Origin of the sequence: Corynebacterium sp. KPL2838 (assembly GCF_040225455.1) — a bacterium.
Classification (GTDB): domain Bacteria; phylum Actinomycetota; class Actinomycetes; order Mycobacteriales; family Mycobacteriaceae; genus Corynebacterium; species Corynebacterium rhinophilum.
Genome location: NZ_JBEHFT010000021.1, coordinates 26,001 through 38,713, shown reverse-complemented (window position 1 = coordinate 38,713; position 12,713 = coordinate 26,001). Strand labels below are relative to the sequence as shown.

The following is a 12,713-nucleotide window of genomic DNA, read 5'->3' as shown; positions in this document are numbered from 1 at the left end:
ATGGTGGTAGATTACCTTTCTTCCCAGCCCGACTAGGCTGGATATCAGGTGTCCACCAAAAGGGGGTCAGGTCCCAAGGCAACATCGGCCATGACACCAAAGAAGTAGTATTCATGTACGGCGGCCTCCAACAAGGAACCTACTTCGACGCCCTAGCCAACGCCACTCTCCCCGACGTTCCCAAAGCCTCCACCTACCGCGGACTACTAAACTTCCAATTCAACAAAATCCGCAAAGCCGCACCCAACGCCCGCATCTCCATGGTCAACTACGTCCCAATGACCGTCAACGACACCCTCTGCGTAGTCAACCACGACCAACTACAACTGCCAATAACCATCCCAGGCGCCACCATCGCAGAAGACGAATTCAATCGCGAAATCGGACGCGCAGCACACGACCTCGGCGTCAACTACATCAATCTCCACGACCAAGCCAAAACCCACGACCCCTGCCAGCCAGACACCAACCACCGATGGGCCACACTCGTCCAAACCCCAACCGCCCCATCCGTCATGCCACTACACCCAACAGACGTAGGACACGACGGAATGACCCAAATCATCACCCGAGAACTCCAAAACCACTAACCACCAACCAAAGCACGAACCCGCCGCCCGAGAGCACCATGAACTAGTCCCCAAAAGTTGGGCTGGTTTAATTCAAGAAGGTTAGGGGTTCAAGGGCCTGATTCCGATATTGCATCGGGGTCAGGCCCTTGAGTCATTGTTGGTTGCGTTCGGTGTTGTACCGCTGGATGTAATCTTCGATTACCTGGGTGAACTCCTCGACAGTGTTGAAGATTCTCCGTGGTACATCTCGGTTCTCAGGTGACCGAAGAAGTTCTTCATTACTGCGTTGTCGTAGCAGTTGGCCTTACGCGACATCGACTGAACGCCGCCGTTCTCGTGGATCAAAGTGCGCCGGGTTGAATGCTGGTATTGGAAGCCTTCATCGGTAATTTTTAGGTAGGCAATTTCAGCATGCAACTGGTCGCTTTCGCGACGCAGTTTGTCTTCTTCAGTAAGCGCCTTCGGCTTGGTACCTCGGCCCTGTTCGAAACGCTTGACTACATGCTCGCGCTGAGTTTCACTCAGCGAACTTCGTAGCCCCAATAAAAACTGCTCCCCACCAGTTGGTAGTGATTTCTCAGTCCAACTACTGGGGAGCGGTTCGGACGGCGCGGGGCCAGTTCGTTAGTGAGCCTTACCAGGCATTCATAACGTTGAGAACGCGCGGTTTGGAAGCATTGAGCTGGTAGTCCCATTGGTACCAGTTATGCAAGCCCTGGGCCGGGTAGCTCACCGTTGGGTTCAGACCCTGCAACCGGGCAACACCTTCCCAAGCGCGGGTGGTCAGCTGAGAACCAACCTCCAGTGCGACACCCGGTGCTTGGAACTGCGGCGGAAGGGTTTCCCTATCCAATTGGCCTGGGATACCGGATGCAGCTGAAATATAAACATCGGTACCACCCTCACGCAGTTGCGGAATCAGCAAGAGCGGGTCATTCTGGAAACGCTTTGGGTTAAATAGCGAACCGTACATGGCGTTGACATTGAATCCACCGGCATCCAACATGGCCAAACGAAGAGCAGTCTGAGCACCTGGAACCGTCATAGTCAAATAACCAGAAAAGGATAGTACCTGCTTAAACTGGTCAGTGTGCTTAGCAGCCAATGTCATGGCGGAACCGGCACCCATGGAGAGGCCAGCGATCGCATTGTTATTGCGGGCCACGCCAAAGTGCTGCTCGAGGTAGGCAGGAAGCTCCTGGGTAAGGAAGGTCTCCCACTTGTAGTTGACCGGATCTCTCGGATCATATTTGCCAGGTGCTTGCCAGTTGGCATAGAAAGAAGACTCGCCACCTGCCGGCATCACTAGAGTGATATTGCTGTCCGCGTAAGTCTGCGCGGCGTTAACCTCGCTGTGAGGGCTAACCCAGCCGCTGGTTGCGTAAGTAGCACGCAGGCCATCCAATAGGTAGAAACCAGCGTTACCGCCATTCTTTGCGGGCTGGATCTGGACGGGGATGTTACGGTCCATGGACGGAGACCAAACATCACAGCGCTGAACCCAAAACATAGCTGGGTCCCATTCACAGGTGCCGGTATTATCCGGACGCAGCCAATCACGATGTGCCGCGTGTGCCTGCTGCATGCCGCCGGCAACGACGGCGAGGCCAAGCGCTACGGCCACTGCCATGATGACCGATAGGACACGTCCTCTCAGAGATGCAGTCATCTTTCTCCTCCACAAAGTACTCAATAATTGTTCTTTGGCTTTATCGCTGGGAACCTGTGAATCGTTAACACCCCTCAGCGAAAGCCTCACTGAGAGGCAGTGTAGTGCACGCACAAGCTTTTTACCTCATTTCAACCATTAATAGAGGTAATCCCCCGGATTGGAGGAGAAGGTTAGGGTCCTGCCCTCTGTCAGGGAAAATTTAATATTTTCTAAGAATCGGCCCCATGTTAGCGGTTCCCTGTAGGAGGCAAAGAGCCTCTGGAAATCGGCATCATCAAGCGCAGTGCGTGCTCGCCACGCGGAATCTTTCTGCCCCAGCAATAAGGAGTCAATATCCACTGCAGAATCGGCAATCTGCCACGCCGCGCCAAGGCTTTTATCGTGGCCAATGCGCCCGCCTTCGATGCGGGGCTGGCGCGCTGCCAAGGGATTGCTGAGCCCAATTTCATCGAGCACGCGCACCTCAAGTGGCGCATTCATGGAGGTAAGACCGAGATTAGGAAAATACACAGTGGGAGGATCGGAGCGCTCCGGATCCGCGGGCACCGTCGTCCACGATGGCTGGCCCCCATCCTTGATATAGAGGAAGGTCATGGCATCGCCGGCCGCCAAATCCTGCACCGCTTTTTCGTAGTCATTCATCACGTCCATACCCACGAAATCCTCGGCACGGCGAGGCGGTTCCTGCCGGTTGGTGATAGCGGTCCAATAGTCCCGCTCATCCACAACACTAAGCTGGCCCGCGTAAGCAGCGCGGTCTACCGGGTGACCGTGCAAGACAATAACGAAAGCCCACACCGCACAGAATACGGCAGCCCACCAGGTTCGTAGGTTAACTACGAAGATGGGCAATAGCGCGGCGAAAAGCGGGAGTAGCAACATACGCCCGTGCATAAAATCGCCCCCGACATGCACAACGTAGACTGCATGCAATAGTGCGGCGCCCAGGAAGATATAAACCACAGTCTGCATCGATCGCAGCTCCAGCGGTCGAAAATCGGTTTTCCACAGCGCCGCCACTGCCAGCACAATAAGCGGGAGGTACAGCGCGTAGGGCGCCATAAAATCGCCCAAGTACGCAAACCCTTGGCCCCACGCTGAACCAGCCGCGGATTTGGCAACGGCGGTATGAGGCGTAAGCAGCCCGTAGTAGCCCATGCGGAATACTTGATAACCCAGCGGCAGGGGCAAGGCGGCAGCGATAACCTTCCACGAACGCGTGCTCACTATGAGTACAACGCCCACCAGGCCGCCATACAGCGCAAGCTCAGGGCGAATGAGCCATGAGAGCCCCGCCCAGAATGCCAGCCCATACACAATAGGTTTGGGCGGCAACTCCTGCCGCGGTCGCGCCCATTTAATCAGCATCCACCACAAGACGGCCAAGTAGAAAAGGCACAGGCTCCATTCCAAGCCGGAGGTAAAAAAGTCCCGTGCCGGCGGCAGGGCCAGATACACCGAGGCTCCAGCGGGAAGAATAAGTCCCTTGTGCATGCTTGCCGATGCCCACGTGCCCACCACCATCGCCGCGACCGCTAGGAGAAGCCCGAGGTAGATGGCGATCGTTTCGAGTTCAGCACCGCTTACCCACCGCGCCACTAAGATGAGGTATTGCCACAGCGTGGAGGTATTGGTCTCAACGCGCTCGCCCACATTGAACACCGGCCCGTTGCCGGCTTCTAGGTTGCGGACGGTACGCAGGACGATGAGGCCGTCATCAGACATCCAGCGGCGGGCAAAGCCACCCCACAAAGAAAAAACACCGATAATAAGAACCGAGGCGGGTGCGCTCCACAGCGCAATGTTCTTGTTACCGGTGTTAACCACGTGGGGTGAGTATATCAGGCCTCTCAAAATCTTCTAGTTGAACGCAACTATGTAACCGCTGCTTAGACCAATGGCATGATGTAGACGGCCATGGCGATGCAGGCCAGCCAAGCGATGGCGAGGAACTGCAAGGTGCGGTCCCCCAACGCGATTTCTTCCGGCGCCCCGCCCTGGCCACGGTCCACGTCGGCGGCATAGCGCAGGATGGCGATGGTAAATGGCACCATGGAAATCTGGTACCAGACGCCACCAGAGGTTGCGGCATTAGCCAATTCAAAGCCCCACAGGGAGTAGAAGACCACCACGGCGGTGGCCGCCAGCGTCCAGACAAAGCGCAGGTAGGTCGGCGTATAGCCCTGCAAGGATTTGCGAATCTTCGCACCAGTCTTTTCCACCAGTAGGATTTCGGCATAGCGCTTACCGGAGGCCATAAAGAGCGAGCCAAAGGCAGCAACCAGCAAGAACCACTGCGAAAGCTCAATATCGGCGGCCACGCCACCGGCCATGGTGCGCAGCATGAATCCGGAGGACACCAGCGCAATATCGATGACCGGTATATGCTTCCAGCCAAAGCAATAGCCCAGCTGCAGGGCGATATAAACCGCCATGACGATGGCTAGCTCTAGTCCCGCGGTGGCCAAGAAGGACAGCCCAATGGACAGGCCAACGAGTACCACGGCCATGACATAGGCCACCTTGATGGGCAGCACGCCCGAAGCAATCGGGCGGAAGCGCTTGGTCGGGTGCTCTTGGTCCTCGCGCCAATCCTTGGCGTCATTGATCAGGTAGATGGAAGAAGCGCCGAGGCAAAAGACGATGAAGGCCAAGAGGACATCGACAAGCACGCGCCCGTGAAAGAGCGACTCCGCACCGGCCGCGGCGGGCGCGGCCAGTACGAGGATGTTTTTTACCCATTGCTTCGGGCGCAGGGCCTTGACCATGCCATCGGCCAAATTCTTCGGCGGCTTGCGCTTACGGCCGGTATCGACGCCGGACGTATGCGGTTCCGAATGGAGAAAGTGCTGGTTACCGTCCTCACTCATGCGTCTTTCCCTTCGTCATTGCCCGCGCGGTGGCAGCGCCAATGGCTGCGCCCGCGACGGTATCGGTTGGATAGTGCACCCCGAGCACCATACGCGATGCCATCATCACCGGCACTCCCACAAGCGGTGCCTTGGAACCCGTCAGGCGGGAAAGGCCCACCAAGAAGGCGGTGGTGGAGGTGGCATGCGAGGACGGGAAGGATAGGCGCGAGGGGGTCTTGACCCCAACGCGGACGTAGGAATAATCGGGTCGCTTGCGCCGCACGATGCGCTTGAGCACCACGCTTGCCGCATGCGCGGTAAACGCCGCGGCACCGATCCGAATCCACTCTTCACGGCGCTGCTTGTCCACGCCGGCCCCTAGGGCCGCGCTGCCCATCCAGCCCAGGGCGTGCTCGCCCAAGTGGCTTAAACCGCGGGCGGTGGGTAGTACTCCCGGCAGGTCGAAGGCGGCGTTCTGGATGGACTCTAGGACGCGGGATTCTGCGATAGAAAGCTTATTGGGCATCAAAAACCTTCTTCCAGGAAGACCGCGCGGTCAATTCCGGCAACGCGGCGCGGTAGTGCGCCCGCAGGTCATCGAAGTTTTCTTCAATTTCCTTCAGCAGGCTGCGGGTTTCGGTGATGAGCTCCTTGGCCAAATCGCGGTCGCGCTTGCGGAAGGCCACGCCCGTGCCGCCCGCCGTGGATACGGTGGCGGAATCCAGGCGGGACAGGGTGAACCAGCGCGCCTCTTCTGGGGTGAGGTTCAGCTGCGGTGCCGCGTGGTGCGCCGGATCTTCCTTGCTCAGCAGGTGCTTAAGACCCTTGGCTGCCCACGGCAGCTTCTTCACCTTGGCCAAGCGCCCGCCCACATTGCGGGTGGGAACGCCCGGCGCGCCGGTCGGCGCCGGCAGTTGGTCTGCGGATTCGATGATGACCGCATCTGAGTAGTTCTTGCGGATCTCCGCAATGCGCGGCAGCGAGGTATCCAGGATATCGAAGAGGTGATCCGGCCCCGCCAGGAAGTCCTTCATGGCCTCGATTTGGATGGCCATGGTGGAGTATTCCATGCACATGGTGTGCTTGAGCGTGGACTTAAAGATGGACTTAGTAATGCCGGATACCGCGCCATCGTGGTACAGCGAAGCCACGATCAAGCGGTTGCGCAGGTGGAAATAGGCCTGCCAGTCAATGGCATCGTCCTTATCCGCCCAGGCCATGTGCCAGATGGCCGCGCCCGGCCAGGTCACCGTGGGGAAGCCATTGCGGGCGGCGCGCAGCGAGTACTCGGTATCGTCCCACTTGATAAACAGCGGCAGTGGCTGGCCGTTGGTCTCTGCCACCACGCGCGGGAAGAGGCACATCCACCAGCCGTTATATTCCACGTCCACGCGGCGGTGCAGGTCGCGGGAATCGTACTTCTTTGGATCCAGGCGGGTTTCTGGCGTGCCAATGGCGCGCAGCGGGTACTTGGCAAAGTCGTGGTCGTACACGGCATGCGGAGCGGCGCCCCACATGAAATCGGAGCGGTTGACCTGCTCACCGGTAGTGCGCAGCTGGGAGCGCTCCTGCAGGTTGAGCATCTGCCCGCCGACGATGATCGGCTTTTCCGCATAGCGTGCTGCCTGCACCGCGCGCAGCACGGAGTCCGGCTCGATGGCGATGTCATCGTCCATGTACAAGATGAAGGGCGAATCCGTATTCTCCAGCGCCTCGTACATGATGCGGGAATAGCCACCGGAACCGCCGAGGTTGCCCTGGCGGAATTCGCGGAAGCGATCGCCAAAGTGCGCTACCGCTTCGTCGTAACCGGGCTCATCGGCCGGGTGCTGGTTGCCTTGGTCTGGCATGAGGACGAAGTCGATGATCTCATCCACCACGGGATCTTCTGCCAGCGCCTGCAGAGCAGCGACGGCATCCGTGGGGCGGTTAAAGGTGGGAATGCCAACGGCGACGCGCTTTTCGGAAGGGGCAATCTCGGTGCCATCGGGAAGCGTCTGCGCCGCCGGGGCCTGCGGGGAGCACCAGGCTACATCCGACAACGTGGTTTCCTTTTCCGCGGTGATATCGAACCACAGCCAGCCGCCGTCCTCGAAGTTTTTGAGCGGCAGCTCAAACTCGTGGTGGCCCGTGCCCACGAGGTGGTTGGCCACGGAGATGCGCTGGCCATCCTGCTTGGAACGGTACAAAGAAACGTTGGCCTGGCCCTCGATCTCCAGGCTTAGGACCACCGAGCGCAATTGCGACCAGCGGCGCCAATAGGAGGCCGGAAAGGCGTTGAAGTAGGTTTCAAAGGAGGCTTCTTCGCCGGCCGGGATGGTCACGGCGGTGCGGTTTGTCCAGCTCAAGCGCTCGCGGTTTTGCTCCGCCTCGATGAGGTAGAGCATGCGTACGTCAAAGGGTTCGCCGCGCTTGGGCAGCAAGATTCGCTGCAGGGGCTCATATGCCGAGGTGTTGTTGGCAGTCACGATTGCTTCGATTCTCCAAACGATTTAAACAGTAGTCAGCGACCTAGCGTAGTTGTTTTCGCGCGACTGCTCGGGTTTACACGCGGACAATAAAAGAAGGGCCGAGGAATTCCTCCTCGGCCCTGGGCTTATGGCGTCCCTCTTATGCGCTCACGCGCTCGGCTACCGGGTCGATGCCCAGCTTGTTCAGCATGTAGTACACGCGGGCTTCTAGGTCATCGGCAAGCTCGCGGGCCTGCTCAACGGTCTCAGCCGGAGCGATGTCCCAGATCTTGATGTCCTTGCCGGCTTCATCGCGCTCGACCTCGCGGCCCAGGTAAACGATGTAGTCCGGCATGGCCACGGTCCGCACCTCTTCAAGGTATTTTTTGGGCGCTTGGCCCATGCCGCGCTCGCTCATGACGTGGGCTAAGTGGTCATTGCCGTCATTTTCCGGGTGTGCGGCGGCGGTATCGACGTAGAGCGCCTCCCCCGCGTGCTTTTTGGTGAGGTCCGCGGCGGCCTTGGCCAGGGCGTGGTTATTGCCCGCGGCGAAGCGAACGTGGATGCGGTGGGCGCCGAAGAACTCGCGCACCTCGCGCTCTACCAGCACGGGGATGAATTCCACGAGCCCGGCGCTAGCGGTGTGCTTGGCGATGACCTCGTCCAACTTCGCATCGATTTCAGCACGGGTATATCCGTGACCGTACTTGGTGTGCAGGTCATGACGGAGGGTTTCAAACTGGTTCATTGTTATCCCCTTTCCTGGATTCTTTCCCCGTTTGCTTGTTGTTAACTTAAAGTTAACTTTACAACGCGGTGTGACATACGTCAATTGGTTGGTCATAACCCAGTAGTTAAGGCACGCGTGGAGCAAGTTACGCGTGGGGCGCACTGGGCTATAGACTCTGCCTTTGATGATCCTGCTCATTGATAATTACGACTCGTACACGTTTAACCTCGCGCACCTCATCGCAGAGGTCTCCGGAACCGAGCCCCTTGTTGTTCCCGCGGGCGAGGCCACCGGCATCCCAGGTCGCGTGCGCGCCGGCGAGTTCAGCCACGTGGTTATCTCCCCTGGTCCAGGAACCCCGGAGGAAGAAAGCGACTTTGGCATGTCCCGCCGCGTTATCGAGGCGGCCGCCGCAGCGCGGATTCCCCTACTCGGCGTCTGCCTTGGCCACCAAGGCTTGGCGATGCTCGCCGGCGCTCGCATAAGCCGCGCGCCCGAACCACGCCACGGTTTTGTCTCCACCATTAGCCATTCCGGCGAGGGAATTTTTGCCACCATTCCGCAGGACTTTCAGGTGGTGCGCTACCACTCGCTGCACATTGAGCCCGCCCCCGGCATCACCGTGCACGCCCGCAGCGAGGACGGCACCGTCCAGGCCCTCAAGGTCGATGGCCTGCCGCATTGGGGCGTGCAATTCCACCCCGAATCGGTGCTGACACAGCACGGCGCGACTCTGCTGCGCAATTTCCTCGGCGGTTTCCGCCTCCTCCACCGCGAGGTCCCCGGCGCGATTGACTGCCCCAGCGTCTTCGCGGCGCTGCAGGCAGACGGCAACGACGCCTTCTTCCTGGACTCCGCCGATGCGCGCGGGCGCTATAGCATTCTTGGTGATGCCACCGGTCCCCTCAGCCGATCCTTTCGCTACCGGCTTGGCGATGCCCCCGATATCCTCACCACCCTCGAGCGTGAGCTATCCACGCAGGTCTTTGACGCGCCGGATCTGCCATTTACCGGCGGGGTGGTCGGTTACCTCGGCTACGAATGCGCGCAGCTTACCCTGCCCATCCAGCTGCGCCACCGCTCGCCTTATCCCGATGCCTACTTCATCCGGCCGCAGTCCTTCCTCGTCTATGATCACCACCGGCAAGTAGCGCACCTGTGCTGCCTCGACGGCGACGGCGCGCAGGGCCTGCTCGACCGGCTGGAGGAAGCCCTGGAAGGTGGGCAGGTGGGAAGCGAGGGGGCATCGGCAAGCGCGGGTGCCTGGCGCACCACCGACTACCTGGCCCGGATCCAGCGCGCCCAAGAGCTTTTGCATGCCGGGGAAAGCTACGAGGTGTGCCTGACCGATACCTATACCGCGCAGGCGACCGGCGATATTTATGCGGCGCTGCGCCGGCACAACCCGGCACCGTACGCGGCGCATCTGGTCTTTGACGGCGTGGAAATCTGCAGCGCTTCGCCCGAGCGCTTCCTCAGCGTGCGCGATAACCGCGTCGAGGCTAAGCCCATCAAGGGCACCATTCCGGCCCACCAAGACCCCGCGCTGCTTCGCGATGACCCCAAGACCCGCGCCGAAAACCTCATGATCGTAGACCTTTTGCGCAACGATTTATCCCGCGTGTGCGAGCCCGGCACCGTGCGCGTTCCGGGGCTGATGAACGTGGAAAGCTACGCCACCGTGCACCAGCTGGTCTCCACAATCACCGGCCAGTTGCGCCCCGGCGCCACCGCGCTCGATGCCATCCGCGCTGCTTTCCCGCCCGGCTCCATGACCGGCGCGCCGAAGCTGCGCACCTGCGAGATCATCGATGCCCTCGAGGCAGGACCCCGCGGCGTGTATTCCGGAATCGTGGGCTACCTCGGCTATTCCGGCGAGGCGGATTTTAACGTGGTAATCCGCACCGCGGTGCGCGCGGGTTCCGAGGTCACTGTTGGCGCCGGCGGGGCCATCGTCCTTGATTCCGATCCCGCCGCCGAGCTGGCTGAAAGGAACCTCAAAGCCCAATCGGTCCTAGGGGCGTGGTCATGAGTTCCTATATTTGGCGCGACGGCGCCTTTATCCCCTGCACCCCACCGGCCGATCCCTGCACCGTGGCCGATTCCTGGCGGCATTCGGCAGGCCGCACGCACGGCCTCCACCTGCACTTGGAGCGCTTCGAATCCGCCGCCGGAACCTTGCCCGCCGGCTTCGTCCCCGCCATGCTGGAGCTACTTTCAGGCGGCGAGCTCTTCCCCCGCATCGCCCTTATAGCCGGTGAGCTTTACCTCGATATCCGGCCCGCCCCGGCGCCGCGCGCCCACACGCGCCTTACTTACGTTAAGGCCCCCGATCCCCGCGTACAGCCCCTAGTCAAAGGTCCGGACCTGCCCGCCCTGGCTGCTTACCGCAGCCAGTATCAGGAAAGTGGCACCGATGACACCGCGATTGTCGATGCCCACGGCGCCATCGCAGAAGCCACCACCGGCGCGCTCATCGCCTGGGACGGCGACACGCTCCTGCTTCCTACCGGAGTGCGCCTGCCCAGCGTGACCCTGCGCCAGGTCCTGGACCGCTGCAAAGACTTGAGGATTTCCACCGCGCAGCGCCCGTTGACCCCGGCACTCGCTGCGGAATATCCCCTGTGGTTCATCAATTCACTGCACGGCATTAGCCCCGTCAGCTCCATACACACACCACACGGTTCCATCACCCCGCCACCGCACCCGGCGGCCGCAAGCTGGCAAAACTGGTGGTGGCGGGGTTTTAGCCCCGCGGGTGCAGGCGAACACTGCACATAACACTCAACACAACACTCAACATGTGCAGTGTTGTGTTGAGTGTTCGTGTTGAGTGTTGAGTGTTGGATGATCAGCCGCCTGCCTATTTAACCAATCGATACCTCTGTTTAGGGCTGCGCAAAGGCTCCGTACGCTCGATCCGTCCACTATCTACCAATTGGTTCAGGATTCTGCGCACCCCACCTACAGAAATCCCGGCAGCCGCCGCAAGCTCACGGCTATTCGCAGACTGATGCTGGGCCAAATACTCCATAATCCGTTCACTAGAACCGCCGTGTATAGACGCACTCCGCTCCGGCAAAGTCATTTCACGCCGTTCAAAAGTTAACGTAAACGTGGTCAACGAATCCGCCGGCTTCGGCGGAGGAAGGAGTGTCTTTTGCAGCTGATCAAGAATCTCAATGTATCCAGTTCCACGGTTTTCCGCCACGTACCCAGACCCTCCGGAAATCGCCGTTACTTCCAATAGCTTAGACAGGTGCTGATTCCTCGCACTTGTCATGCCTGGATTCCCAAGGTTATTGACGTTCACCATTCCAAAAAGGCCACCCGGATTAATGATTTCTAGCCGGTCAGCGTACATATCAACCTGAACCTGTGTCCCTCTAGCCTGAGGAGAATAGTCCCTGTGCATGAGCGCATTAGCAACCGCTTCCCTGACCGCTACTGGAGGATAATCCGGCAAGTCTTCTCGGAACGCTCCATCGACGACGCCGCCTACCCGCATATTTTTCTCAACCGCGAAAACCACCGCTGGCACCAATTCCGGAATCGGGCCTACAAAACTCGCGTTATCAACAAATCTTTGACCTTTGGTCGAGGTCTTGGCCGTTCCCGCATAAGCAGTAAAAGTTACGTTGAGCCGCGGGAAAAATTCTTGCGGATAAATGCCGGCTACTAATAAGCCAGCCAAGGTCGGATGAACTTCCCCATCCTCTCCTACGCCGGTAAGATGCAGGGCTTTCAATGCCCTTTCATCAGAGAACTTGCCAAAAATCCCAGGCCGCAGGCTACGTTCGCGCTCTAGGATTTGCTGGACGATGTCCCGATCGAGGTCTGCAATAGTAGCCGCCTCCACGACCTCCAGATCCCACGAGGGCTGCATCTTATTTTCTTCGAGACGATCGATTTCATAGGGCTTCAAAAGCCGGTCTTCATCGTGCTCGCGAATGTAGCTCCCGTTATATTTAGATTGCGCAGTAACCCAGCACGGTTTATCAAAAGGCGCAAGCTCGGGAATTTCCGCAACTACTACCGGCGCGCCATCGACAGCACCAATTTCTACATCGGCACGGATAGCAGGGGTCAATTTCTCCGCGCATGCCTCCACAAATGCTTTGGCTATGGACTCGGCTTGGAAGCCTTCGACGGGAAGAAACCCCGACTCCTCATCGAGGCCGAAGATGATCGTTCCACCTTTTCCGTTGGCAAAAGCAGACACCGACCGCGTTATCTTCTTGGGCAGGCCTCCACCAGCTGCTTTTGCTTCAACCGTGCTGGTGTCTTTGCCTATGGCACGCAAATTGTGAACAATCTGCTCAATTTCTTCTAGGTCCATCGTTTCCCCGTTTGCCTCTCACCTTCAGCCGAGCATTACACATAACACTACACATAACACTCAACACAACACTCAACATGTGCAGTGTTGTGTTGAGT

Annotated in this window: 10 protein-coding genes and 1 pseudogene; 3 read left to right on the top strand and 8 right to left on the bottom strand. The window is 59.1% G+C overall.

Annotation, left to right across the window (positions count from 1 at the left end; genetic code table 11):
- The coding region (locus tag ABRP98_RS08075) for an SGNH/GDSL hydrolase family protein (RefSeq protein WP_502878791.1) at positions 1-590 on the top strand (590 nt) is incomplete at its 5' end.
- Between the two features lie 133 nt (positions 591-723).
- On the opposite strand, the pseudogene ABRP98_RS08070 reads toward ABRP98_RS08075, so the two are convergent.
- The 7 genes and pseudogenes from ABRP98_RS08070 to ABRP98_RS08040 all read right to left on the bottom strand — a co-directional run.
- Positions 724-959: pseudogene (locus ABRP98_RS08070) on the bottom strand (IS3 family transposase); the annotation flags it as partial.
- Between the two features lie 247 nt (positions 960-1,206).
- Complete coding sequence (locus tag ABRP98_RS08065; RefSeq protein ID WP_349858572.1) at positions 1,207-2,241, bottom strand: alpha/beta hydrolase; 1,035 nt, start codon at positions 2,239-2,241, stop codon at positions 1,207-1,209.
- A gap of 138 nt (positions 2,242-2,379) precedes the next feature.
- Complete coding sequence (locus tag ABRP98_RS08060; protein WP_349858571.1) at positions 2,380-4,071, bottom strand: arabinofuranosyltransferase AftB family protein; 1,692 nt, start codon at positions 4,069-4,071, stop codon at positions 2,380-2,382.
- A 62-nt stretch (positions 4,072-4,133) separates the two neighbouring features.
- Positions 4,134-5,114: a decaprenyl-phosphate phosphoribosyltransferase gene (locus tag ABRP98_RS08055; RefSeq protein ID WP_284771220.1), complete on the bottom strand. Its 981-nt coding sequence runs from the start codon at positions 5,112-5,114 to the stop codon at positions 4,134-4,136.
- Positions 5,107-5,622: a phosphatase PAP2 family protein gene (locus tag ABRP98_RS08050; RefSeq protein WP_284771219.1), complete on the bottom strand. Its 516-nt coding sequence runs from the start codon at positions 5,620-5,622 to the stop codon at positions 5,107-5,109. Before ABRP98_RS08050 ends, ABRP98_RS08055 begins: the two co-directional genes overlap by 8 nt.
- Positions 5,612-7,564: a glycosyltransferase gene (locus ABRP98_RS08045; RefSeq protein ID WP_349858569.1), complete on the bottom strand. Its 1,953-nt coding sequence runs from the start codon at positions 7,562-7,564 to the stop codon at positions 5,612-5,614. The genes ABRP98_RS08050 and ABRP98_RS08045 overlap by 11 nt, the downstream gene beginning before the upstream one ends.
- 142 nt (positions 7,565-7,706) lie before the next feature.
- Positions 7,707-8,294, bottom strand: a complete 588-nt coding sequence (locus ABRP98_RS08040; RefSeq protein WP_349858567.1) for a three-helix bundle dimerization domain-containing protein — start codon at positions 8,292-8,294, stop codon at positions 7,707-7,709.
- A gap of 166 nt (positions 8,295-8,460) precedes the next feature.
- On the opposite strand from ABRP98_RS08040, the gene ABRP98_RS08035 reads away from it, so the two are divergent.
- Positions 8,461-10,308, top strand: coding sequence for a chorismate-binding protein (locus ABRP98_RS08035; RefSeq protein WP_349858565.1), 1,848 nt, complete (start codon positions 8,461-8,463; stop codon positions 10,306-10,308).
- Positions 10,305-11,057 (top strand): aminotransferase class IV, encoded by a 753-nt coding sequence (locus tag ABRP98_RS08030; protein ID WP_349858564.1) that lies wholly within the window; start codon positions 10,305-10,307, stop codon positions 11,055-11,057. Before ABRP98_RS08035 ends, ABRP98_RS08030 begins: the two co-directional genes overlap by 4 nt.
- An 82-nt stretch (positions 11,058-11,139) precedes the next feature.
- On the opposite strand, the gene ABRP98_RS08025 is transcribed toward ABRP98_RS08030, so the two are convergent.
- Entirely contained in the window at positions 11,140-12,615 is a 1,476-nt protein-coding gene (locus tag ABRP98_RS08025) for an ATP-binding protein (protein ID WP_349858563.1), read from the bottom strand.
- Positions 12,616-12,713: the final 98 nt, after the last annotated feature.

Excerpts from the sequence above, each read along its gene's own strand:
- ABRP98_RS08065 (WP_349858572.1), bottom strand. The coding sequence starts at position 2,241 with ATGACTGCATCTCTGAGAGGACGTGTCCTATCGGTCATCATGGCAGTG.
- ABRP98_RS08055 (WP_284771220.1), bottom strand. The coding sequence starts at position 5,114 with ATGAGTGAGGACGGTAACCAGCACTTTCTCCATTCGGAACCGCATACG.
- ABRP98_RS08050 (WP_284771219.1), bottom strand. The coding sequence starts at position 5,622 with ATGCCCAATAAGCTTTCTATCGCAGAATCCCGCGTCCTAGAGTCCATC.
- ABRP98_RS08040 (WP_349858567.1), bottom strand. The coding sequence starts at position 8,294 with ATGAACCAGTTTGAAACCCTCCGTCATGACCTGCACACCAAGTACGGT.
- ABRP98_RS08035 (WP_349858565.1), top strand. The coding sequence starts at position 8,461 with ATGATCCTGCTCATTGATAATTACGACTCGTACACGTTTAACCTCGCG.
- ABRP98_RS08030 (WP_349858564.1), top strand. The coding sequence starts at position 10,305 with ATGAGTTCCTATATTTGGCGCGACGGCGCCTTTATCCCCTGCACCCCA.
- ABRP98_RS08025 (WP_349858563.1), bottom strand. The coding sequence starts at position 12,615 with ATGGACCTAGAAGAAATTGAGCAGATTGTTCACAATTTGCGTGCCATA.